Here is a 24,075-nt window from a genome sequence, read left to right as displayed (position 1 = left end):
CTTATTAGATAAGAACTTAAACTTCAAGCGCACACTTGACAACATTCTTGACGGAGAGGTTGCTTTCTCAGCCTTCTCCGCTATCAAGAGAACCGCTAAGTTTACATTAAGAGAAGAATACATGCCAGCTCATATTGAAAGACGATCACGCTCAGTAAACTTCTACACAGGCCTTGCGTCAAATGTGGCAAACTTGAAATTTGAATCTTGGAGTAAGACCAATGTAGCTATGGATAATGGCGAGATGAGATTACAACCTTACAGTGGAACAATTACAAACTCAAGATTGGAAGATGGTTGGCGAACAGTAACAGACAATCCAGAGCAAGCTCACGGGTGGATGGCTGGAGAGTTCAAGCCTTGGGCTAACGGAGTTAATTACTACACGGTTTCACAAGGAGGCGGTTGGCAAGGTAGCTACGCTCAAGAGGTCAAACGTGACACAGCTAACACACAACCCGTCGGAATGCAAACAATAGGTAACGGATTGGTAGTAGTTAGTGGAGGTCAAAAGATATACGTCTCGTTCTTTTATCGCTTGTTTAACGGAGAGATTCACCCTAACTATGTATACGCTATGAGCTCAGCTGGAAACATTCGACTCAATGAAAATGTAACTATGACCAACACGGGATTTAACAACTGGTATCGCTGGGAGGGAGAAGTAACTGTTCCAGCTGGCCGAGCTAGTGCTGGTTACGGTTTGTTAATGGCTTGCGATTCAGGAGTTCTCAATGGTATTTGTAACTACGATAATGTTTATTTTAGTGGAACAGCTAAAGCGATCTACTCTGGTATTGCTACAAGCCCTGTACTTGATATGAGCAATAGTACGTACCAGGGAGTTGACATTCCACGAGTTAAAGAAGCTAAGCTGTCATATGACAATGTATTTGGCACACTTACCAGAGAAGGCTCTTGGAGTCCAGAAAATATAGTCAAAACTCGCTACTCGCTGAATGGTGGGACTACTTGGTCTAGTTGGGTCACAACTGTTCCATATGGTTCTCTTGGTATACCAGCTGGTTCAGACGCTCGAAAGTTGAGAGTGCAACTACAATGGAGTGCTGGAAGGCACAACTCAGCTGACAATGTTCGACTCAAGTATGTTAATGTAGCAGTCACTTACGAAGAGGACACTCTCATTCCAAAGCGTGATGTGATTAACTATTTGAGCGATCGAATCAAGCCCTACATGGAAATTGAAATGCCAGACGGCAACTGGTTAGAGTTTCCGCTAGGAGTATTTCTTCTTAATTCGCCTACTCGTTCCGACCAAGTAAAAGGGGTCTACAGGGATATTGAAGCTTATGATCAACTTGTTATACTTCAAGAAGATAAGGCTCTTTGGAATCGTACTTTCTGGGGCTATCCACATGAGGAAGTAGCTGACTTGCTAGAGTCTCTTGGATTCAACCGTAAGTTTATTAGTATTCCACCGACTACAAAGTCAAGTGTGTGGAACTTTCCTATGGGTGCTCCAATAATAGATATTATTAATAAAATGCTTGATACAGCAGGATATACTCCTCTGTGGGTTGATGCTAACGGAGTCTTTAGGTCGCAGCCTTACGTGTTACCTACTGACAGACCAGTTGAGTACACTTACCAGGACGACGAGCTTTCAGTAACATACAACGGTATGAACGAGGAGTTAGACCTATTCAATACAGCTAACTACGTTATCGTTGTACAGTCGAATGTTGAGGAAGCACCTCTGTGGCAAGCACGAGCTAACAATGACCCGCTCAGTCCTCTCTCTACAGTTTCTACAGGTCGCAGAATAGTAGACTGTAGGGAAGTAGATAACCTGGGAACGCAAGCTGAGGTGGACGCTTACGCTCAGCGTATTTTACAGGAGACTACAATGACTTATCAAAAAATTCAGTTCCATACAGCCTTAATGCCATTTCATGAGTACCAAGATTGTATAAGGGTTCGCTACTCAGAGCTTGACATTGATGATCGTTACATCGAGACAGGTTGGAAGATGCAACTCAAGGTAGGAGGAGAAATGGAGCATGAAGCTAGAAAGGTTGTGTTTGTATAATGAATAGTGAGCAATTTCTTGATGTTATCTATGGAGCAATTGAAAAGAATAAAGATGTTCCTCAGTTGTTCATGGCAACTGTGGGAGCACTAAACAATAATGTTACCCCAGCAGGAGCTAAAGTATTCTTGAAGTTTGATGGAGCAGCGAGTTACTCAACAGCTACTAGCTATCCTATTCTCGACTCAGCTTACCCTCTTTCGATTGACCAACGTGTGCTAGTAGCTCGCATAGCAGGTACTTATTTGGTTGTGGGTAAAGTTAAGAAATACACATAAGTGGAGGTGAGACTGTGAAGGCAAAAGAAAGTTTTAAACGGATGAGTATCTCAGAAATGAAAGCAAAAAGAGAAGCGTTGAGAGCCTCCAAAGAGTTGGATAAGGTATTTACTGATATTGACAAACAAATTGAATACGAACGATTGAAAACAATGCGTGAGCTAGGCTATTCCATTTCTGACAATCCAACTCATGAAGAATATCAAGCGTTACATGAGCAACTTCATGTGGATGGCATGAATCTTGATGTGCGACAGACTTACGACGAAGAAAACAAACAACTAACAGTTGAAATATTAGTTGTACAAGTAGCTCGTTCTCTTACATTTGACTTAAGGGGTGAAAGTGATGGCATTTTCAAATAAATTAATTGAGCAATTAGAGTTGCAAGCGCAAGCTATTCGTGATCAGCAAAAGGTACATCGTACAAATATTGAAAATTATAATATAGAGGCTGAAGAGGTCCGTAAGACGGCAGAAGAGAAGGTTAAAGAGGAAACCCATCGGATTGAAATTTTACAACCTGAGTTAGATAATCTTGTGTATGCAATTCATTTACTTACATCACAAATGCCACCGGAGCCGCCCCCTCCTACAACAGAGGATCCTCCAACAGAGCAAATAACAGAAGATAATAAATTAGAACAGTCGGCTATATAGAGCGGACTTTTTTTATTTCGGAAAGAGGAGATGAAAAGATGGAACGTATGGATGTATTACTGAAAGCATGTATAGCCACGTTTGGTGGATTCTGTGGGTATTTCTTGGGAGGATGGGATGCAACATTGAAAATCTTAGTAACGATGGCAGTTATTGATTATTTAACTGGCATGATTGCAGCAGGATATAACGGGGAGTTAAAAAGTAAAGTTGGTTTCAAAGGCATCGCCAAAAAGGTGGTGCTTTTTCTTTTGGTCGGCGCGGCCGCTCAATTAGATTCAGCGCTTGGAAGTAACAGCGCGATTCGTGAAGCAACTATTTTCTTCTTTATTGGGAATGAGTTGCTTTCACTTTTAGAAAATGCAGGGCGTATGGGAATACCTTTGCCTTCAGCTTTAACAAATGCAGTTGAAATTTTAGGTGGCAAACAAAAACAAGAAGAGAAAAAGGGAGATGTTCAATAATGGAAATCAGAAAAAAATTAGTTGATCCAAGTAAATATGGTACAAAGTGTCCGTATACAATGAATCCAGAATTCATTACTGTACACAATACTTACAACGATGCTACAGCAGAAAATGAAGTATCTTATATGATTCGCAATGATAACCAAGTATCGTTTCATATTGCCGTAGATGATAAAGAAGCTGTACAAGGTCTGCCTTTAGAGCGCAATGCGTGGGCTTGTGGTGATGGAAATGGCCCAGGAAACCGTAAATCTATTAGTGTGGAAATCTGTTACTCTCTAAACGGTGGGGATAGATATTACAAAGCAGAAGAGAATGCAGCAATCATTGTGGTTCAGGTAATGCAACAATACAATATTCCAATTAGCAAAGTGCGTACACACCAATCATGGAATGGAAAGTATTGTCCGCATCGCATGTTAGCTGAAGGGCGATGGGACAGTTTTATTGAGCGTGTGCAAAGGGCATATAACGGCAGCAGTAATCAAGTCACGCCAGCTCCAGTTCCACCTTCTCATTCAAACAATGAAACTGGTGTTGCATATATTGAGGGAAATCAAGTAAATCTGCGTAAGGGCCCAGGTACAGGATATCCTGTGATTCGTCAATTAAATAAAGGTGAAGCCTACCAAGTGTGGGGACACAAGGATGGATGGTTGAATCTCGGCGGGGAACAATGGATTTATCATGATTCATCTTATATTCGCTTTGAAAAGGAAGGTCAAACAAACCTCTCCTCTGTGGCAGGCAAACGAGTGGAATCGAAAGTAAATGGATTAAACTTCCGCAATCGTCCTTCTTGGAGTAGTGAAGATGTAGTGGGTACTGTGGATGCAGGATATGGATTTACCATTGATGAGAAAGTTATGGTGGATGGTTCACCGCAATATAAGGTGCACAATAGTAAGGGCGAAACATACTATATTACGGCAAGCGACACGTATGTGTGGGTGAAATAGTGAAAATGAAAAAAGAGCATCTTGGATGGAAGATGCTCTCTATGAATTATGCATACGAACCAAATAGATTAATTATTTTAAATTTATGAAGTTTACTTAATTGCTATTCCACTTGGAGAATTACCAACAGAAACAGTAGTGGTGACGGTGACGGTATTGGAAGCAGTATTAATGGCAGATACAGTATTATCATTCTGATTTGTGACATAAGCAAAATTGCCGTTAGGTGTAATGGCTACGCTGCCGGAAAAAAAGTTTCAGGTATCAAACGACATATCGCTGTAGATACCAATGGACTCATTCATGCCATAGAAGTAACAACTGCAAATATAACGGACCGAGAGGGCGCTATCCAAATGTGCGAACGGCATACCGAAACATTGGACAAAGTGACAAATATACTTTGTGATGGTGGATACACGGGCCCATCATTTGCACAATCGATAAAAGAGGCGATTGATTGTTCGGTTGAAATCATTAAACGCTCTGAACTTCACAAGTTTGTCGTGTTACCGAAACGCTGGATTGTGGAACGAACCTTTGCTTGGTTAGAAAATTACCGCAGACTGTGGAAGAACTGTGAACGGACACTTGAAAATAGTAGGCAGAGTTGCTTATTGGCAGGTGTGGCGATTTTATTAAAAAGATTCTAGACAGGTTCTTAGAAAAAAGATTTTGAGAGGATGAACATGTAAGTTTAATAATCATTATGAAGTGCACAATTTGAAAGGGAAAACATATTATGTAACAGCAAATGAAGCCTATGTGAAGTAAGAACAGAAAAAGGTAACTGCTTAGTCCGTTAGTATTATTGATATTTATGAATTCATAGTTTAGCATTCAATGTCTTCGCTCATACTAATAATAAAAATGAAAGGAGGCATGCTGTTTATGCATACAGAACAAATTTCTCATTCTTATCACATGGGTCTGGAAGCGGTAAAAAACCTTTTTATGGAGGAACATCTCAAATCAACCGTATACATACAACAATTAGAAGCGGAAAATAAACAATTGAAGGAAACTGTAGCATCGCTACAAACGGAAATACAGAAGTTAAAAGTAACTAACCAAAAGAATTCCTCAAACAGCCATAAGCCGCCTTCTACAGATGGGTTCAAGAAACCTCTCACGAAAAGTTTACGGGGAAAAACCGAACGTAAACCTGGTGGGCAAATCGGTCACCAGGGCCATAGGCTTGTACCTGCTAAATCCCCACATCATATTGTTATACATCCCATTTCCCTTTGTTCAAAATGTCAATCTTCTTTAGAGAATGAACAAGTTGTCAGTCGAAAAAAACGACAAGTCTTCGATGTACCTTCTACCAAAATAGAAGTGACTCAATATGAAGCGGAAGAAAAAGTTTGTTCCCATTGCCTGTCTTTCGAAGAAGGACAGTTTTCACCTCATGTAACCAAATCCGTATAATATGGTCCTCGTATACAAGCATTAGTGGTATACCTCATCAATTACCAGATGCTTTCTTATTCCCGTACAGCTGCCTATATCCGTGATCAATTTGGCCATACCATCAGCGAGGGAACACTGGTTCATATGAACCGTACATTCGGGAAGCGCTTGAATATTTTTGAAGAAAAAGCGAAAACGCATTTGTTACAATCCCGCATTGTTCATTTTGATGAAACGGGAGTTCGTGTGAACCGAAAATTACAGTGGATACATACCATGAGTACAAAAGAGATAAACCTTCAAGTAACACATGCAAAACGTGGAAGAGAGGCCATGAATGAGATTGGTGTCCTACCCACATTTTCAGGAATCGCGGTTCATGATGGTCTTGCGGCCTATTCTGGATATGAACAGTGCCAACATGTTTTATGTAACGCTCATCTTTTGCGGGATTTACAAGGTATTTATGAGCAAACTGCTGAAAAATGGGCAAAAGACATGAAAGAGCTATTGGTTGATGCGAAACAAGTCAAAGAACAGAAAGAGGGAAAGCTTTCATTGTGGGACCTTCTCGAAATTGAGTACCGGTATGAAGCCATCCTGCAGGATGGGGCCCAGTGTCATCCTCACTCGATAGAAAAAAGCACATCCAAAAAGCGTTCAAAGCAATCTCCTTCCAAAAACCTATTGGATCGCTTTGCGCGTGATAAAGATGCAATTTTAGGCTTTCTCACGCATGCTGATATTCCATTTGATAATAATGAAGCGGAGCGAGATATTCGGATGGCAAAAGTAAAACAAAAAGTATCTGGTACGTTTCGTACCGAAGAAGGTGCGCGTATCTTTTGTTTAACAAGAAGTTTCATTCAAACCGCACAAAAACAAGGAAAACCTGTATTCCACACACTAGAACAATTCATTCGTGAAGGAAGCATGGATTTTACATGTATCAACTAATTAGAGAGGAATTTCATAACGAAAAAATTCCTTTCTTTGTCTTGCGTTTTTTAGTAAACTAAATAGTTACAGAAAAAGAGTATGCCTGACCAGGGAAGGCACTGAAAAAGTGATTGCTTTGAAAAAATAACGTGTATTTTTTCAATATATAGAAAACACAAAGGAGTCCATCATCTGTATATAGTAGGTGATGAACTCCTTTGTCTTACTAGGGGGACTTTTTCAGTGGCCTCCTGACCAGGGCGTACTCTTCTTCATTGGTTTCTCTTAAACATGTTAGATATATATGTGAAAAAACAAATCATATAGCCTCTAAGATGTCATACAAGAATTAATTTCTGGAATATAAATCATACATATATTATCAAGAAAGGACCAACTTTCCAAGAGTGAATCCCCTCCAAAATAAGGTATAACTTATCCATAATCTCTTCAGTCTTACTACATAACACCGAATGCCGTTAGAAATCTGTCGTTCTTCAAATTCAATTATATTTTTACCATAGCCTTTTTTTCTTAGGGTTCAATAATATTAAAATAGCGATACTCTGATAATTGAATAATATAGGACATGAATTTTATCAGTGCATCTACCACTTTTGGATCATCTGAAATACTTTTAGCAATTTCTTTTGCCTTTTCTGGTGTACTACCTGCTATAAGAGATCCTAATTGTTGACGAGTCATAGTTATTGTAGGTAATTCTAACGATGATGAATCTTTAAAATATAGCACGGTCCCCTGATAAAGTTTTAAAATATATTCTTTCTTGCGATGCTCATATGACTCCTCAGTTAAATCAATATCATCAGGAATAATAAGATTAAATTCAAGAGAAACATGTGAAAATTTATCCCCGTCAATTAAAATACCTAAATAATCTAAAATCATTTCTCCTGTCATGTATTCAGCTATGTCAAATTCTGCAGCATACTTTGCGGGATCAGTAACTGTTCCATTCCTTAGCTCATACGCACCGGATAAATAGGCATTTCTCCAAGCTCCCGATTCGGATTGATATCCCAACTGTTCTAAAGCATCTGCAGCTAGACTACGAGCTTTTTTATTTTTAGGCTCAGCAAATACTAGTGTACTCATAATATCTGCAACAAACTGATAATTACAATTTTTAAAATCAATTAGGGCTTTTTGAATTACTGCATCACTTCCGCCCATATAGTCCACTAATTTTTTAGCTCGCTCAACAGTGGGCAAAGGATCCAAATTCGCTGGATTTGCATCATACCATCCCATATACCGTTGGTATACAGCTTTCGCGTTATGTTTTGGTGTCCCATAATATGGGCGAATATACCAATGTTTAGCTAAATCCCTAGGTAATTGAATTTTGTTTGCAATTTCTGTACTAGTATAGCCCTGATTAATATATAGTAATGATTGATCATTAATAAACTTATATGCTGCCGCTGTTACTGTTATATATTCACGCACTGTGTTAGGCGAGTCGACTGTATTCCAATGTGGCCAGTTGTGTGCTTGAAAAGTTACATCCGTTTTATCAGCAAATAACGATATCGCTTCAAGTAAATATTTTGCCCATGCATTGCCGTCTCGCACTTGAGCTCCACGTAATGTATATAAATTATGCAAGGTTCCGGAACAATTTTCTGCTAACCATAATGCGCGATAGCGTGGAAAATGAGTATTCATTTCTGCTGGTGCTTCAGTTCCAAGGGTTAACTGGAACGTAAGTTCTAAATCATCAATAACAATTGATTCATTCTTTGCAACTTCATGAGTGGGTAATCTAAAGCTAACTGTTCCCCTTGATTGTGTTTGCCCAATCCCCACAGAAATTGATCCTTTTTCACTAGCATCTAAAAATGGACCGTATTGATAAGCTGCTCTACGCACCATTGCGTTTCCTGCATAAATATTTTCACTAACAGCGTGTTCAGTAAAGCCTTTAGGGGCATAAATAGGAATATCAGGTTTTTGTTCTTCGTATGTAAATATCCCATTAATCCCTCCGAAATGGTCCGCGTGGGAATGACTCAAAATTATCGCACTAATATTACCTATCAACTTTGGTAAATCATTCTTTTCAAAATAATTATTTGCAAAATCTATAGCAGCTATTGCAGACTCTGTCGTTGTCAAAGTATCTAACATAATCCATGTTTTTTGAGGCGTTAAAACCATTGTCAAATTGGCCATATCGAATCCTCTAACCTGATATATTTCTTCAGTTACTTTAAATAAACCACTCACATGATTGTTCTTTCCATTACACCATAGACTTGGGTTTACTGTAGGAGGACAGTTATCCTTTTCTAAAAATCGGTAATCCTCTTGACTCCAAATTACTTTTCCATCCTTTTCAATAACTCGTTCTTCCCATGGTGCCACTAAATTTTTAGTGGCTAATGCATGTTCGGTTTCACTATCCATATCTAAATATTTAGCAACCTGTTTATTAAGTAGTGTTGTACAATGAGTTGCATCTTTTTGATAATTTGTAATTTTCATTGCGGGTTAATACCTCCATAATCATTTTTTTATAATGTTTGGACCTCGTTCTCCCTCTTAATGGTTGTAGAAAAACTATTAATGAGTAATTCATATACAAGATAAAGAATTATCTGTACGAGTTCAATAATAAAGTTCTTATGTGAAGTTCATATGAACTTGAAGTGAAAAAATCGGCAAATTTCGACTCATCCGAGATACATGAAAAATAGGTTATTATTTAGTTTTTATTTCCAACTGATTACTAAACATATGAATAAGAGATAGTGCCATTTGAAAACTCCATATGTTTAGCAAGTCTTTACATAAAGCCAAAATCCTGTAAGGTAAGGAATTTGTTTTTTTTCCATGGGTGTTATATATGTTTATCGAACCAATCTTTTCAGATATAGACTCGACAAGATTAGTGGTTTTGTCTGAAAATCATTACATCGGAATGAATTCAATTTTGTCAAAAACTATCTTTCCATCAAAATCCTCTAATTCTATAGGGAAATTAACTCGATTAGACCTTGGAGATAGGATAGTGAAATCAGCGTAAGAAAAATCATTATATCTTAATGTATCTGCCGATTGGGATCCACTGATAGTCGCCCAACGAAATCTAACTTGATAAGACTTCGTAGTATCCGAGAAGGTAAGATTTAAATTTATTTTTCCTGTACGATCTATTTCTACTAGATCTCCGCCTGTACTGCCAGGCCCCTTCACCACTCTAGCATTTTCGGAAAGTGAAGATGCTTTCACCGCTGGGATTTGAGTAATCTTTTCAGGGTCTATCAGATTGTCTGGATCTGCGCTTACGTGGGTCCAACCGTAGACAACCCCTCCTAATAGTGCAATGGTGATGCCATTAGAAGCTCCCAATCCCAGATATGAAAATCGATGACGTGGCAACTCGTTCAATGTTCGTATTCCACCAGAAAGACGATTTCCTATCTGTTGGTCTTCGGATTTAGTAAAAGAAAATTTCAACTCGTTAAGCATGCGCCCCCAAAAGGGGTGCTCAACATAAAATAGGCTAGTGTTAATTCTACAGATATCATCGTTAGATGTTGCTGGTGGAATTGTAATACTTTCGATTCGGCCACACCCCGGTCCCTTAAGTGTCGTTTCCCATAATTGGTTGTCTAAAGTGGTCTGGAGGATTAGTTTATAACCATCAAGCATATCAGTTACCGCCCCAGTATATGCAGTAACCTTACAAACATAGGCGTTTATTTGTCGCAACCATGTAAATAGACGTGGAGGGACAGTGCCATTCGTTTCTATGTCTACAATAGGGGTCTTCGGATATTCTGGATCAGAAGCTCCAATCCGATCTTGATACACAGTTCGTGTAAGTTGTGATTTTGTAGGTTTTGCATACAATCTTGGATTATAAGTTGGCCATAAAGATACAAAGTCTAGCACCATAATGGTCATGTCTCTTCGGAAATCATTAAATTTATGCCATTGGTTAGTTGCCTTATTATTTTCTAAACCAGTATTGTACCAACTTACACAATGCTCTGTGTATAGGGATAATAGTTGTATTAATCCTGGATTTCCTAAAGTGCTTGTATTGGAATAATATCGTTCAATTTCGTATTGCTGAAATCCCCAGCTTGCTCCATGCTGGACAACATCTCGTAACAAGAGTAGATGCATATTAGCAGCTTGTGCATACATGGCTAACATAGGGACTTCAAAACCTTGCGCTTTAAAGAATGGCATCGCGAGCTTTAAAGCATCTTCAAGATCATCGAATGCATCTCTCACCCTGTCTTTCTTTATTTTATTGTTTGGATCGGCTTTTAAGTCCGCGATTGTTTGTGTATAGTCTGCATTTAATACTTGTATACCTTGCCATCTTGCAACGGCATCCGATCGTTTACTCGCCAGAATTCTTTCGTCTACGAGCCCTTCTACAGCACTCATCAATTGTTCCAATGTGAATTGTGCTTGGGGAGTCCCAGGAGTTTCGCCCTCTGGCCACAAGTATGGAACTAGTACGTTGAAAATCCCCGCGACTGAAGAAGCCACAGGAAATGGGACGCTAAGGATTGCCCATAAAATACCTGTAGTTATAATTACCCCATCTCTAACAGTATTTACAGGGTCGGTAGATAATGCCATTGGTGCTCCGGCTGTATCCATATGCATCCAATCTTTGTAATTCATTTGTTGGACTTCAGAACCTGGTGCGTTTGTGAAGGGATGCTTCGGTTGGGAATCCATGCCATTGTTATTACTGTTTTGATTCATGTGTAACCTCCTCGGATATTATGTTTTTTTAGTGTTAAATAATACATATAGATTTTTGCTCAATTAAATTATACTATATATAGTGGTTATCGAGCTAGTATTTTGCTTGATAAATGAATGAGAGCTATTGGCCATACGGTAGTTTCTTTTTTGAAAATATAGGATAATAATCTTATTGCACAGTATCATGCAGTAGTGTCCTTGGTTACATGTGAAGCGATTGTTCCTCATGCATAAACTCACGATCAAAGAAGTACTTGTCTATCAAGTTATTTACAATCCCGTTGAAATACGCAAACTATAAATCTTCCACATTTAATATAATCCCATTTCGTCAGCTTCTTCTTTAGAGATTTTAAGTTCACTTTCAGGAATGAAAGAATATTTTGTTGCATTTGTATATGTATTGGTGGACGGTTCTTTTGACTTGTCCTCTTCTAACCAATTATAAAAAAGCACTTTAGTGTGTGGTTTTGATGCCTCAGAATTGCTTGTGATAGCTGTTTTAGATGCTTTAGTTGCTTTGATATTATCATTATAAACCTTCGTAAATAAAGCTTGTACAGTGTCTGTGAGAGTCCCGTTGCTTTTTAAGAATCTATCAATTTTCCCTATTGCGTTTAATGCAAGGCAAAACAAACCTTTATCACAATTGCTACCCACACGTAGACCGATAATAGATGCATTTGTTTTTAAAGTATGGTGATAAGTACTAGATTTAATTGTGTAATACATCATTTCTTGGAATTCATTCACATAGTAAGTGTGGATTCTTTCAAATTCTTTTTGTATATCATTTTGCGCTTCTTCTAATTCATTTTCAATTGATTCCGTTAGGGATACTCTATCATTATTTTTTTCTTGTTTTAAAGAATGAAAAGAGTTAATAGAGTTATTATAGTTAGAACTCGTTTTTTCACTCTCTAGACTTACAGCCTCAACGGCTTCAGCGTTTTTCTGTTCGGCAACCTGTTTGGTATTTAGTTCGGCAATTTGGTCGGCATCTACATAAAATACCTCTTTCATAATTGTTGTGAAATTAGGATGCGTTTTTAATACAAATACATATTTATTCTTACCGTCAGCTAATCCAGCGACCAAGATTTCACCTGTTTGTTTTAATGCACGAACAGTATCAGTCACAGTTCTTACAGAACAGTCAGCTTTACTTGCTAATGTTTCAGCAGAAATTTTGCATATACCATTTCCTGAAAGTAAATAAATAATATGATCCATCACATCTTTTCGTTTAGAATGTGTAGGAAATAAACTCTCGAAGCTTTGATTATTATCATTAACATTGTTTCTAATAGCGTCAATGATTTCATTTTTCTTTTGAGAACATAATTTGTTTAGTTGCATATATTTTTGAACATCTTTATTGTATGCTGTCATTTTTTTCATAATGGTTTGTCTCCTTTTGAGAAACAAAAAAGCAACAGAATGCCAAATGTAAGCAAACTGTTGCTAGGAGCTCTTACGTACTGTAAAATAGTCCGTAAGAGTACAGCAGGTGTTTGCCTAGTCATGGTAGGCGGACGGTATAAGGGTGTTGACGCACCACTTATACACGCTGTGCTCTTTTGTTTTTATTTTTTTTTCGTGATACCATTTGTGATACCGTTTTGTAAAATAAATAAAGAAAAAATATCAAAAAACAGATTTCATTAAACTTCTAAAACGTTGATTTGGTGCGGTTTTCTACGTTTCATTCTTTTATATATAGTCGAGATGGAAGGTTCTTAGACATGAGGGTCTAGGAGGCGAAGCTGGACAATATTTAAAGTGGAAGCGGCTCGTCCAGAATGTGAGGGGGATGGAGCTTCTGACGTAGAGGCGCTTTTTGCCTCATAGGAAGAAGTGAAGCCACCGAACATTCTAGCCGCTGGAACTGGATAATAGATAAAGTGGAAGCGCCCTGCATAGTGATATGATCCCCTTATAGTAGACAGTAAAAAGAAAGCACATTAATCTGTTTACTATGGAGGGGATTTTTCTATGGGCAAAATTAGAGTAACTTATGATATAGAATTTAAGAAAAAAGCAGTAGATTTATACTTGAAAGAAGGAATGGGATACAAAACGGTTGCTAAAGAATTAGGAATTGATCACTCGGTAGTAAGACGTTGGGTGAAACACTTTGAAGCTGAAGGTATCAAAGGACTAGAAGAAAAACGTGGTAAAACGAAAGGTCCAGGTATAGGTAGACCAAAAACCAATCCAGAAGATCCAGAAGCTAAAATGAAACGATTAGAAGCGGAGAATGAAATGTTAAAAAAGCTCTTAGGGATGTAAAAGGAGGAGTGGAATCTGTACCAAAAACGAAGAAGTTTGAAGCCATCAAAGGGCTATCAGAAAAAGGTTATGCAGTTACCATTCTATGTGATATCGCTGGAGTAACTAGAGGTGGGTACTACAAATGGATAAAGCGACAGTTGATGCCTTCTGAAAAACAATTGGAGGATACCGAAATAAAAAAGAAGGTATTGGAGTGTCATAAAAAACTTAAAGGGATTTATGGATACAGGAGAGTACAAGTTTGGCTGAAAGCTACTTATAACCTTCATTTTAATCACAAACGTATACAAAGGTTGATGGGTGAACTAGGTATCAAAGCCATTATTAGGAGAAAACGACCTTATTACGGGAAGAAAGAGGCTTACGTGATTTCAGATAACCATCTGAACAGGGATTTTCAAGCTTCCAAACCAAACGAAAAATGGGTAACAGATATTACCTATTTGATTTTCAATGGACAGAGATTGTACTTATCCGCTATTAAAGACTTATACAACAATGAAATTGTTGCCTATGAAATTAGCCGTAGAAATGACCTGAAACTAGTACTAGACACACTTAAAAAGGCAAGAAAAAAACGAAACGTGAAAGGGATTCTCCTGCATAGTGATCAGGGGTTCCAGTACACATCTCGTCAATATACTCAACTACTCAAAAAATATCAGATGAAGGCTAGTATGTCCAGAAAGGGGAACTGTTGGGACAATGCTTGTATAGAAAGCTTCTTCAGTCACTTTAAGTCAGAGTGTTTTCACCTATACTCTTTCCGCACAGCTGATGAGGTTAAGTTTGCTGTGCGCAAATATATATACTTTTATAATCACCACAGGTTCCAAAAGAAACTAAATAACCTGAGTCCATATAAATATAGAACTCAGGTTGCTTAATTGTGTTTTTTGAATACTGTCTACTTGACAGGGGTCACTCCATAGCAGGGCGCTTTTTTGTTTTGCGGATTTGTTTTGGCTTGGTAAAGGATACCTAGGTGGGTGTTCAGTTAAATATATCGGCGATTTTTCAAATATATCGACCACAACTTGGAATATATCAGCGATTATTCCAATATATCGACGTGTCGACAAGGAATATCGACTTATCAACAAATTACGACATCGCGGAGAGGGGAATATACCCCTCAACATTCAAATGGGAGAGAAGCACTTATATATAAGGCGACCAACAAAAAGTAATTGAGGCTAAGATACTGACAAACCCAGCAAAGAATCCACAAGCTAGAAAAAATAAAGTTTCTCATATGAAAAGGACAATCTTTTGCTTTTTCTCACAATGCGAGTACAATGTAAAATAGCAAGAAAAGACGAAAAGTATTTACAGGATTATTGCGTACGTATAGCGTAAATGGCAGTAAGGAACTGAGAGGAGGTTTTTTCTCTGAATATAAATAAAGAAACAATCATCCACCTTTATCATACAAACGATATACATAGTCATTTTGAAAATTGGCCACAAATTTCTCGGTTTGTACAAGGAGAGAAAAAGCGAAGACAGGCAGCGGGAGAGGCTGTTTTAACTGTAGATATTGGCGATCATGTGGATCGTTTTCATAGTATTTCGGAAGCGACAAATGGACTTGGGAATACGAGGTTATTAAATGAGGCGTTATATGATTATGTAACGATCGGAAATAATGAAGGAATTACGTTAGCGAAAGAGCATTTGAATCGTCTATATGATGATGCTGGGTTTGAGGTGCTTGTAGCGAATTTATTTGAAAAAGAAGGTGTACGTCCGGCGTGGGCGCAGCCTTATAAATTACATACAACGACAGATGGGATTACGGTTGCCTTTATTGGGTTAACGGTAGCTTATCCAGAGTTTTATCATATGTTAGATTGGCATATTGAAGATCCAATCATCCATTTAGAGTCTATTTTAGAAGAAGTTAAGGATACAGCTCATATTACGGTTGTGCTTTCTCATCTTGGAAAAAGTATGGATGAGTATATGGCGGAGCATTATGATATAGATGTTATTTTAGGTGCACATACGCATCATTTATTTGAGCGTGGCGTTCTTGTAAATGATACCTTGCTTTGCTGTTGTGAAAAGTGGGGACATTACGTTGGTCACGTTCAGCTTACTGTGGATAAAGAGACGAAGAGACTGTTGAAAAAAGACGGTAGAGCGATTAAGACAGAACGGTTAGGTGCTTATAGCGAGCCGTTATCCACAATTGAAATGCTGCAGGAAGAAAGTAAACAGATAATGGCTGAGCCTGTCGTTCATTTAAAAGAATCATTGCCGGTTGATTGGTTTAAGGAGACGACGTTTTCTCATATGTTGGCAAGTGCGCTTAAAGAGTGGTGTAATGCAGATATTGGAATGGTGAACGCTGGTGTACTACTTGAGGGATTAAATGAAGGCGTTGTGACGCGCGGAGATATTCATCGAATTTGTCCACATCCAATTAATCCATGTTTATTAAAAGTGCCAGGGAAGACGTTAAGAGAAGTTATTTTGAAAGCACGCCGTCCGAATATGGAGAATCTTGAGGTGAAAGGATTCGGATTTCGCGGAAAAGTAATGGGGAAAATGATTTACGATGGTTTAGAAGTGATTCCAGATACGATTCCTGGGAATAAAATTTTACTGGAAGATGTATTGATTAACGGGAAATCACTGGAGTTAGATCGTATATATACGGTAGGAACGATTGATATGTTTACGTTTGGATACTTATACCCAGAGCTATCCACACTTTCTCATAAGCAATATTATATGCCAGAACTACTTAGAGATGTGTTAACAGACATGTTGATAACTCATACATTTTCCGTCAAACTATAGGCTAGTTAACGTGTAACACTCATTTTTCTCTTGTCATACAGATAAGAAAGAGAGGAGTGTGAACTATGGTTAATGTAGAGCCTATTATAATCGATAACTATACGTTTATTGCCGTTAGCGTCAAACTTCCAAAGACAAATTTGCTAGCTGTAATGAGCGATAAAGGATATATTATGTGCGGTGCATTAGATGTAGGTCTTTTAAATGAGAAGTTAGGAGATCGAGGAATTATTGCTGGCCGTGCGGTTGGTGTAAGAACGATTGAACAACTTCTTGAAGCACCGCTGGAATCAGTAACGATTGAAGCCGAAGCTTTAGGCATTACGGCCGGCACAATCGGAAAAGATGCACTATTAAAAATGAGATAAGCATATATCGTCCCTCTTTCTTGCATAGAAATAATATAAGAAGGAGGGTTTTCTTATGAGCATATTTCGTTCGAAAAATTCGCGGTTTCGAAGGGGACCGATTTCCTTTCGGTATATACTGCTTATTTCGTTTATCATTTTTATCGTAATGGTAGTTCAAGGATTATGGATTGTAAATAAAAGTATTCAACCAACGTTAATTAAGTATGGGGAAACAGAGACGCATAAAATGGCGACAGCAGTTATGACGAAAGCGGTAAAAGACCGAATTAATGAAGGGTTTGATGTAGATTCATTAATGAAAGTACAAACGGATAGGAACGGGAAAGTATCTACAATTGATTTAAATACAAAACAAGTAAATGAAATATTAACATCGACGACTGAATACATAGAGAAATATTTACAACAAGTAGAAAAAGGGGATACGAAAGCACTTGGTGTTTTTGAAGAGAATGGGGTATCTATGTCAGTTCCTTTTGGACGCATAACCGATAATGCGCTTCTTGGTAATATAGGACCAAATATTCCGATTAATTTTACGCCAATTGGCCATGTGAATACGGATATTAAACAGTTAGTTGAGCCGCAAGGAATTAATAACACAGCGATCAAAATTATTATGGAGGTGGAAGTGACGTTACAAGTTATGATTCCGTTACGCACGAAGGAAATTACGGTGAAGCAAAACATTCCGATTGCGACGCGCATTGTTCAAGGTGAGGTGCCTACTTATTACGGAAGCGGAAGTGTTGTTGTACCAGATAAAAAGAAAACGGATAGTTAGCGAATATAAAGTGAAATTTTAATCAGTGGGGGGCTTCGTCCCCCACTGATTATTAGCCCTCACCAATCGGGCTTTTACGGGCAGCCCGAGCCCTAGCGAACTTCTTTGCTTTCGCTGGATTTTGAGGTAGGGGTCTTACTGCCCACAAATAGCGGGATAAAAAATAACCGTAGCAATGTGCTACGGTTATCGTTTTGTATTCGCGCGTTCTTTTCGCTCCCAAAGACTTAAATGCATGTATGGATCGAAAGCCCATTCTGTATAACCGTTGTCTTTATACATGCCGAAATGTAGGTGGGGCGGGAATTTTCCAGCTGTGCCAGGAGGACCGTAACCAGTGCTACCGACAAATCCGATTACTTTTCCTGGCTCGACAATTTGTCCGAGCTGTATTTCTTTAGAGAACCCGCCTAAATGAGCGTAATAGTGATAATTATTATGAAGGTCACGAATACCAATGCGCCATCCGCCAAGACGATTCCATCCTTTTGTTTCAATGACGCCATAGCAAGTGGATCTTACGGGTACGCCATATCTGGCAAAGATATCGGTTCCTTCATGAATTCGTCTTCCACCAAAACTTCTTCCAGCTCCAAAAGTACTACGGTAGCTATTGTCACTGTGGATTGGGAGAGGGAAAGCATTTCCTTCTAAATTAATACGTCCATAATGTTTATAAATTCGGGCGTATTCTGTAATTAATTCAACTGTTTTTGCACGTCTATAATATTCCCAAAGCATAATGTTAATATGGTCTTCTGACGTTCCCTGTTTCTTTAAAATAGTTGCTGCGGTATGCAGAAGATCACGGTCGTTATTTGCATTTGCAAATCCATCTTTGTCACCATCTAAACCCATTCCGCCAAATAGAGAAATCGTATGGGGGAGAGTATCGTTACTATTAACAGGTCCAGCCCATATTTCAGGTTTAAAATAAAGGGAAATGATGGCATCTGGTTTTTTCGGAATATCCTTTCTTACGCTCCGTATGTTTCTTTCGTATTGATCCATTGCAGCTAAGTAATACCACGGAATGCCTGAAGATTGCTCAGTTTCTTTATATAGTGCCATGCGCTTTTCATATATGCTTTGCTGATTATCTTCACCGTAAGCGATGTTTTGGTGGAGAAGAAAGCAAATCGAAAGCAAAAGAGAAATTTTTCGAAGCATGAAATAGACTCCTTTCACAACATCACTCTTTTTAGTGTGGGATATACGGAGTATTTCATTATAGGGAACGATTGGAAAAAATCTTAGAATCTTCATTTGAGCAAATCGCTTTCATACGTTAGAATAGATATGTTACATTGAAAGAAGCGAACACGGTAAACTATTTCATATTGTGCGGAGTTGATAACCATGACAAAACAAACAGAGTATAAGCGCAAGCCCGAATGGTTGAAAATTAAGTTAAACACGAATGAAAACTATACAGGCTTAAAGAAAATGATGCGTTCTAAAAATCTTCATACCGTTTGTGAAGAAGCGAAATGTCCGAATATTCATGAATGCTGGGCTGTAAGGAAAACAGCAACATTTATGATTTTAGGTGCGGTTTGTACACGTGCTTGTCGTTTTTGTGCGGTTAAAACAGGCTTGCCAACTGAGCTTGATTTACAAGAGCCAGAACGCGTAGCAGATTCTGTAGTACAAATGGGCTTAAAACACGTTGTTATAACAGCGGTTGCACGTGATGATTTAAAGGACGGCGGAGCAGCTGTTTTCGCTGAAACAGTACGCGCTGTACGTCGTAAAAATCCATTCACGTCTATCGAAGTATTACCATCTGATATGGGTGGGGTAGAAGAAAACTTAAAAATGTTAATGGATGCAAAACCAGATATTTTGAACCATAACATTGAAACAGTACGTCGATTATCTAACCGAGTTCGCGCTAGAGCAAAATATGACCGTTCATTAGAGTTTTTACGTCGAGCAAAAGAAATGCAGCCTGATATTCCAACTAAATCGAGCATTATGGTGGGCTTAGGAGAAACAAGAGAAGATTTAATTGAAGCAATGGATGACTTACGTGCAAACAATGTGGATATTTTAACTCTTGGACAATATCTACAACCATCTAAGAAGCATTTACCAGTTCTTAAATATTATCCACCAGCAGAATTTGCAGAGCTTAAAGAAATTGCACTTAGCAAAGGATTTAGCCACTGTGAAGCTGGTCCACTTGTACGTTCTTCTTATCATGCGGACGAGCAAGTACGTTCTGCAAAAGAAAAAACAGCAGAAGCGAAATAGTGAAAAAAGAGAGCTAATGATTAGCTCTCTTTTTTCTTATACTCTAAAACTGTATTTTGACACGTTGATAAAATTCTTTTTAATTCCTCTGTGGATAATTCAATTGTAAATTCAGGTACACCAGGTGTAATTAAAATTTTATTGTAAGTATAAATTGAACTGTCCACAATAATCGTTACATCTTGTGAATAACCGAAAGGAGCTACACATCCTGGAGTACAGCCAGTCTCTTCTCTTAGCTCGTCAGGAGAACAGAGAGATAAGCTCTCTCCTGTTATTTCTTTCATCTCTCCTCGGTTGAGACGAGTTCCCTCTAACGTAAAGAATACGTAGTACTCCCCGGATTTTGATTTTAAAAATAGGCTTTTACTTGGAGTACCTTGTAAGCCGAGCCTTTCACGAACGATGCGATCTGTCTCATAATCGAGTACTGGTTCGTGTTCAAATTTTTCATAAGAAGCATTTGTTTTATGTAGTAAAGAAAGTACGTCTTCGTACATATTGCATGATACCCCTCTCTATGTTTTACTGCAGCCCTACCATATCTTCTCGCAGTGTCAACTGAATGTATTGGAAAGGGATATTACTTGGATGGCGCTTTCCATAATCGTTTTATGATAGATTGTTCATCAAGTTTAATTTCATAAATATCAGGATTAGTTAAAGTTTTCCATTCATCAAAGCCAATAGTATGATCAAAGTGCTTTAAAATTAATGTGAGTAAGTTGCCGTGTGTAACGAGTAATGTTGTGTCATGCTCTAGTTTTAAAACTTCCTGAATAAGTGAGATGGCACGGTCTGTTGCTTGTTTTGTTGACTCTCCGCCCGAAAAGGCAATATCTATGTTTGTAAAAGTGGATTCTAGTTTTTGCATCCAATCATCCATTGGAACGTTGCTTAATATGCGCTCTGCTAACCGTTCATCTTCTTGAATAGGTAAATTAGCTTGGCGTGCATAGGGCCGAATAGAATCGATAGCGCGGACAAAAGGGCTTGAAATAATATGACCTATTTGTAGATTATTTTCTATGAGGAATGTAGCAAGGTTGTTTGCTTGGTCTCTTCCTACGTTTGTTAATTCGGCATTACGCTCTTGTCCAGTTGCTGAACAATGTCGTATTATAATAATTTTCTTCATATTTCATCCCCATCTTTCAAGTTGACGATATATACTTCGACAAGTATGGAAAAAATTCCTTTTTCTTGGAAAGGGCATAGTGATCTAAGTATGTGGAAAAGTAATGTGGATAATAAAAAATTGAGGTACAATTATGAAAAAAATGATATGCATTGTATTCAGTATTTGTTTTCTCGTACAACTGTCCACAACATATGCACAATCAAATCAAGAATTAGAATACCCGAGCAATCAAAACAAATCGTTTGTGAATGAAAATCTATTTTATGAACAGTTAGATAAGAAGGTCTATAAGGAATACAAAAATGCGGCGTATAGTGTTCGAAAGAAAATTTTATGGAAAGAAGTACAAGATGCAGAATTTACCTTCCGACAAAAAACAGCTGTCGGCTGTCGTAGTAGCGTGGTGATTCAAGATTCGTTTGTTCACCCTGATCGCCAAGTGTACTTTTTTGCTTCTTTTACTCAAGATGAGGTAGAAGAGTTTCATAAGTACATCGTTATAGATGCAGAAACAAAGAGGGAGCTGCAAGGAGGAAAAAGTTATCATCATTACGACAATCCTTATAAAAAATAACCCACCAACTGGTGGGTTATTTTTTACTCTGGTACACTCACTAATTTCTCTTTCATTTTACGAATAAGAATGAAACCACCAATCGCGAAGAGAAGAGTGATTCCTTCTGCAACAAAGATGTTAATCATTTTTGTTTGGTAAAGTGCTGCGAAAAAGTCTACAAGTGTATGGAATAGTATAGCGTATACGAGGAAAATGTATTTCTTTTGTTTTACCGCGTATACGACAAGCATTGTGAAGGCAATTTGCAGTACTAATGCCATAATTCTTTCTAGGCTACCAAGTAAGTATAAATAGGCAGGTTGCTCTATTAACAAGTCCTTGATATGGCTCAACTGTGGGTATTGTTCAACCATTTGAGCGAAGCTACCATTGTTAATAGATGTTGCAAAGGTAAGAGTTTGAAGCCCAGCGAATCCGCCGACTAAAATCGATTCAATACCGCCGTGCCCAATTCCGTACGCAAGACCGTCTTTATAATCTCGATATTTTTTCAGTAAGTAGTAAAAGGCAACGAAACGACCTAGTTCTTCAAAAATACCAGCAGTTAGTCCGCCGGAAATCGAAAAGATAAATGGGTTCTTTAAAAACTCAGCTGTTGTGGGATTACCACGCATGAATAATTGGAATGGTGTTTCGAGAATTTGGGTAAACCCGATAAAGATAAGGACACCAACGCCAACTATTTTCAAATTAATATTATATTTCTTACGGAAATAAACGAGTACAATAATTGGGACCAGAATCGAAACAACGAGTTGAAATATGATGCTGGCAATTACAGTATTTGAAACCATACTTTCACCGCTTTCTAATGTATGTACATATATATTATGCATGAAATGTAGGAGAATGTGGAGAGATGAATCTTTCGAAAAACGAATGAATTTTTTGTTGACTCTAACGTTGCGTCATACTTTATCGTATGTACTAAGGGGGAGATACGCATGACAATGAGGGTAAAAGAAGTAGCTAATTTAGTTGGAGTTAGTGTGCGCACACTGCATCATTACGATGAAATTGGGTTGTTAACCCCAGATGAGACGACAGAGTCTGGATATCGTCTGTATTCCAATGAAAATTTAGAAACATTGCAGCAAATTTTATTTTTTAAAGAGCTTGGCTTCCCTTTAAAGAAGATTAAGGAAATTATCATGAGTCCTTCATTCGACCGTGAAGAAGCATTACAGCTTCATAAGAAAATGCTTCTTGAAAAGCGGGCTAGATTGGATAAGGTGATAGCGACGATTAATAAAACAATTCAGCATACAAAAGGAGAGATTGAAATGACGAACAAAGAGAAATTTGAAGGATTTGATTTTAGTCATAACCCGTACGAAGAAGAAGCACGTGAACGATGGGGAGATGAGGCTGTAGTTAAAGCGAATAAAACAGCGAAGGGTATGTCTACAGAGAAACAGGAGGAGTTTAATAATATTTACAGAAAGCTAGCAACACTTCGAAATGGAGCCCCTGATTCTAAAGAGGCGCAAGAAGCAATTGGAGTCTGGTACGATTACTTGCAAAACTTTGGTGAATATTCATTAGAAGCCTTTAAGGGGCTCGGTCAAATGTATGTTGCTGATGAGCGTTTTACGAAAAATATTGATAAGTTTGGTGAAGGTTTAGCGCAGTTTATGTGTGATGCGATGGAGGTTTATGCAGATCGGAAGAAATAGTAAAAAAAGGTGGAGGTTTTTTCCACCTTTTTATTTTTTAATCATATCATTTAAAGTTTGCTCCCCGGTATTGTTCAAATGAGGATTGTTGCTCATTTCACGTTTTAGCATATCAAGACTTTGTTCATATTCTGTATCGTTTAAGCTACCGGATTGAAGGCCTTGAATTTGAGAAATCAACTTTTGGTTTGTTGACACATATGCTTTATAATAGCGAGGAACGATGGACAAAGCAGTTTTATATACTTGATCCGCTACTAGTTTCGGATCGGTTGTGTTGGCACGGTATACAACGAATACTTCGTCGTCAGTAACGAGCGTGGCAGCATTTGCAACGTCAGGAAGTTTAACTGTCATGCTTGTAATCATTTCAGCGACTTTCTCACGGTTAATGGCTCCTACTTGTTTGTTAGATACTTCATGTTTTTGTTTAGATGAATAGCCAACCCTTGTGAGCCGTGTATTTGTATTTTCCGTATGATACATGTCGTTTTTATTGGAAACAAGAACACGACTTCCTTCTTCACGTTCCATTTCGGCTTTATTAGTTGACTGACAGCCTGTAAATAAGGAAAGAGTGAGGAGAGAGAGTATAATTTGCTTTTTCACGATGTATCACCTCCTTCTCCATAGCATGCACTAA

25 protein-coding genes and 1 pseudogene are annotated in these 24,075 nt (G+C 38.1%); 17 read left to right on the top strand and 9 right to left on the bottom strand.

Features of this window, described 5'->3' with window-relative positions:
- The first annotated feature begins 244 nt into the window (after positions 1–244).
- From ACP6L7_RS21910 to ACP6L7_RS21885, 6 genes are read left to right on the top strand one after another with little or no spacing between them, the layout of a single operon-like run.
- A complete protein-coding gene (locus ACP6L7_RS21910) occupies positions 245–2,050 on the top strand; it encodes a hypothetical protein (RefSeq protein WP_430529392.1) in 1,806 nt (601 codons plus the stop codon).
- On the top strand, positions 2,050–2,328 hold the full coding sequence (locus ACP6L7_RS21905; protein WP_430529391.1) for a hypothetical protein: 279 nt from the start codon (positions 2,050–2,052) through the stop codon (positions 2,326–2,328). Before ACP6L7_RS21910 ends, ACP6L7_RS21905 begins: the two co-directional genes overlap by 1 nt.
- A gap of 14 nt (positions 2,329–2,342) precedes the next feature.
- Positions 2,343–2,693 carry a hypothetical protein gene (locus ACP6L7_RS21900; protein ID WP_430529390.1) on the top strand — a complete coding sequence of 117 codons (351 nt, stop codon included), beginning with the start codon at positions 2,343–2,345 and terminating at the stop codon, positions 2,691–2,693.
- A complete protein-coding gene (locus ACP6L7_RS21895; RefSeq protein WP_430529389.1) occupies positions 2,677–2,988 on the top strand; it encodes a hypothetical protein in 312 nt (103 codons plus the stop codon). Before ACP6L7_RS21900 ends, ACP6L7_RS21895 begins: the two co-directional genes overlap by 17 nt.
- 38 nt (positions 2,989–3,026) lie before the next feature.
- Positions 3,027–3,452: a phage holin family protein gene (locus ACP6L7_RS21890; RefSeq protein ID WP_430529388.1), complete on the top strand. Its 426-nt coding sequence runs from the start codon at positions 3,027–3,029 to the stop codon at positions 3,450–3,452.
- Positions 3,452–4,414 (top strand): N-acetylmuramoyl-L-alanine amidase, encoded by a 963-nt coding sequence (locus ACP6L7_RS21885; RefSeq protein WP_430529387.1) that lies wholly within the window; start codon positions 3,452–3,454, stop codon positions 4,412–4,414. The genes ACP6L7_RS21890 and ACP6L7_RS21885 overlap by 1 nt, the downstream gene beginning before the upstream one ends.
- Positions 4,415–4,506: 92 nt before the next feature.
- Here the strand turns inward: ACP6L7_RS21885 and ACP6L7_RS21880 are convergent, their stop codons facing one another.
- Positions 4,507–4,647: a hypothetical protein gene (locus ACP6L7_RS21880; RefSeq protein WP_430529424.1), complete on the bottom strand. Its 141-nt coding sequence runs from the start codon at positions 4,645–4,647 to the stop codon at positions 4,507–4,509.
- On the opposite strand from ACP6L7_RS21880, the pseudogene ACP6L7_RS21875 reads away from it, so the two are divergent.
- The 3 genes and pseudogenes from ACP6L7_RS21875 to tnpC all read left to right on the top strand — a co-directional run.
- Positions 4,648–5,067 (top strand): annotated as a pseudogene (locus ACP6L7_RS21875) (IS5 family transposase); the annotation flags it as partial. It abuts the gene before it with no gap.
- Positions 5,068–5,305: 238 nt separating this feature from the next.
- Complete coding sequence (locus ACP6L7_RS21870) at positions 5,306–5,845, top strand: DUF6444 domain-containing protein (protein ID WP_430529386.1); 540 nt, start codon at positions 5,306–5,308, stop codon at positions 5,843–5,845.
- Between the two features lie 12 nt (positions 5,846–5,857).
- Positions 5,858–6,784, top strand: a complete 927-nt coding sequence (tnpC, locus tag ACP6L7_RS21865; RefSeq protein ID WP_430529423.1) for an IS66 family transposase — start codon at positions 5,858–5,860, stop codon at positions 6,782–6,784.
- A 516-nt stretch (positions 6,785–7,300) separates the two neighbouring features.
- On the opposite strand, the gene ACP6L7_RS21860 is transcribed toward tnpC, so the two are convergent.
- From ACP6L7_RS21860 to ACP6L7_RS21850, 3 genes are all read right to left on the bottom strand, one after another.
- Positions 7,301–9,274, bottom strand: coding sequence for an alkyl/aryl-sulfatase (locus ACP6L7_RS21860; RefSeq protein ID WP_430529385.1), 1,974 nt, complete (start codon positions 9,272–9,274; stop codon positions 7,301–7,303).
- Positions 9,275–9,700: 426 nt separating this feature from the next.
- A complete protein-coding gene (locus tag ACP6L7_RS21855; protein ID WP_430529384.1) occupies positions 9,701–11,494 on the bottom strand; it encodes an insecticidal delta-endotoxin Cry8Ea1 family protein in 1,794 nt (597 codons plus the stop codon).
- Between the two features lie 342 nt (positions 11,495–11,836).
- Positions 11,837–12,925, bottom strand: coding sequence for a cytosolic protein (locus tag ACP6L7_RS21850; protein ID WP_430529383.1), 1,089 nt, complete (start codon positions 12,923–12,925; stop codon positions 11,837–11,839).
- A 594-nt stretch (positions 12,926–13,519) separates the two neighbouring features.
- On the opposite strand from ACP6L7_RS21850, the gene ACP6L7_RS21845 reads away from it, so the two are divergent.
- From ACP6L7_RS21845 to yunB, 5 genes are all read left to right on the top strand, one after another.
- Positions 13,520–13,816: a transposase gene (locus tag ACP6L7_RS21845; RefSeq protein WP_000516528.1), complete on the top strand. Its 297-nt coding sequence runs from the start codon at positions 13,520–13,522 to the stop codon at positions 13,814–13,816.
- Positions 13,817–13,824: 8 nt separating this feature from the next.
- Positions 13,825–14,706: an IS3 family transposase gene (locus ACP6L7_RS21840; RefSeq protein WP_430528867.1), complete on the top strand. Its 882-nt coding sequence runs from the start codon at positions 13,825–13,827 to the stop codon at positions 14,704–14,706.
- 505 nt (positions 14,707–15,211) lie between these two features.
- Positions 15,212–16,627 carry a bifunctional metallophosphatase/5'-nucleotidase gene (locus tag ACP6L7_RS21835; RefSeq protein WP_306475230.1) on the top strand — a complete coding sequence of 472 codons (1,416 nt, stop codon included), beginning with the start codon at positions 15,212–15,214 and terminating at the stop codon, positions 16,625–16,627.
- A gap of 65 nt (positions 16,628–16,692) precedes the next feature.
- Complete coding sequence (locus tag ACP6L7_RS21830; protein WP_090813878.1) at positions 16,693–16,995, top strand: YunC family protein; 303 nt, start codon at positions 16,693–16,695, stop codon at positions 16,993–16,995.
- Positions 16,996–17,050: 55 nt separating this feature from the next.
- A complete protein-coding gene (yunB, locus tag ACP6L7_RS21825) occupies positions 17,051–17,782 on the top strand; it encodes a sporulation protein YunB (RefSeq protein ID WP_097832189.1) in 732 nt (243 codons plus the stop codon).
- Positions 17,783–17,968: 186 nt separating this feature from the next.
- On the opposite strand, the gene ACP6L7_RS21820 is transcribed toward yunB, so the two are convergent.
- A complete protein-coding gene (locus tag ACP6L7_RS21820; protein WP_097832190.1) occupies positions 17,969–18,952 on the bottom strand; it encodes a M23 family metallopeptidase in 984 nt (327 codons plus the stop codon).
- Between the two features lie 189 nt (positions 18,953–19,141).
- Between ACP6L7_RS21820 and lipA the strand changes: the two genes are divergently transcribed.
- Positions 19,142–20,038, top strand: a complete 897-nt coding sequence (lipA, locus tag ACP6L7_RS21815) for a lipoyl synthase (protein ID WP_000166375.1) — start codon at positions 19,142–19,144, stop codon at positions 20,036–20,038.
- Positions 20,039–20,058: 20 nt separating this feature from the next.
- Here lipA and ACP6L7_RS21810 read toward each other — a convergent pair whose 3' ends face one another.
- Together ACP6L7_RS21810 and ACP6L7_RS21805 are read right to left on the bottom strand one after the other, a co-directional pair.
- Positions 20,059–20,538 carry a YbaK/EbsC family protein gene (locus tag ACP6L7_RS21810; RefSeq protein ID WP_097832191.1) on the bottom strand — a complete coding sequence of 160 codons (480 nt, stop codon included), beginning with the start codon at positions 20,536–20,538 and terminating at the stop codon, positions 20,059–20,061.
- Positions 20,539–20,621: 83 nt separating this feature from the next.
- Entirely contained in the window at positions 20,622–21,176 is a 555-nt protein-coding gene (locus ACP6L7_RS21805; protein WP_097832192.1) for a histidine phosphatase family protein, read from the bottom strand.
- 133 nt (positions 21,177–21,309) lie between these two features.
- Here ACP6L7_RS21805 and ACP6L7_RS21800 point away from each other — a divergent pair, with 133 nt between their 5' ends.
- Positions 21,310–21,753 (top strand): hypothetical protein, encoded by a 444-nt coding sequence (locus ACP6L7_RS21800; protein WP_097832193.1) that lies wholly within the window; start codon positions 21,310–21,312, stop codon positions 21,751–21,753.
- A 23-nt stretch (positions 21,754–21,776) separates the two neighbouring features.
- Here ACP6L7_RS21800 and ACP6L7_RS21795 read toward each other — a convergent pair whose 3' ends face one another.
- Complete coding sequence (locus ACP6L7_RS21795; RefSeq protein WP_141533515.1) at positions 21,777–22,592, bottom strand: YhfC family intramembrane metalloprotease; 816 nt, start codon at positions 22,590–22,592, stop codon at positions 21,777–21,779.
- A gap of 108 nt (positions 22,593–22,700) precedes the next feature.
- Here ACP6L7_RS21795 and ACP6L7_RS21790 point away from each other — a divergent pair, with 108 nt between their 5' ends.
- Positions 22,701–23,432: a MerR family transcriptional regulator gene (locus ACP6L7_RS21790; RefSeq protein WP_097832195.1), complete on the top strand. Its 732-nt coding sequence runs from the start codon at positions 22,701–22,703 to the stop codon at positions 23,430–23,432.
- A 30-nt stretch (positions 23,433–23,462) separates the two neighbouring features.
- Here ACP6L7_RS21790 and ACP6L7_RS21785 read toward each other — a convergent pair whose 3' ends face one another.
- The gene (locus tag ACP6L7_RS21785) at positions 23,463–24,041 is read right to left on the bottom strand and encodes a YhcN/YlaJ family sporulation lipoprotein (protein ID WP_097832196.1); all 579 of its coding nucleotides are present in this window, start codon (positions 24,039–24,041) and stop codon (positions 23,463–23,465) included.
- Between the last annotated feature and the right edge of the window lie 34 nt (positions 24,042–24,075).

It is taken from the genome of Bacillus silvicola, assembly GCF_050524305.1.
Taxonomy (GTDB): Bacteria; Bacillota; Bacilli; order Bacillales; family Bacillaceae_G; genus Bacillus_A; species Bacillus_A cereus_AT.
Note: the sequence above shows the minus strand (reverse complement) of the source record. Positions and strands in the feature narration are given on the sequence as shown.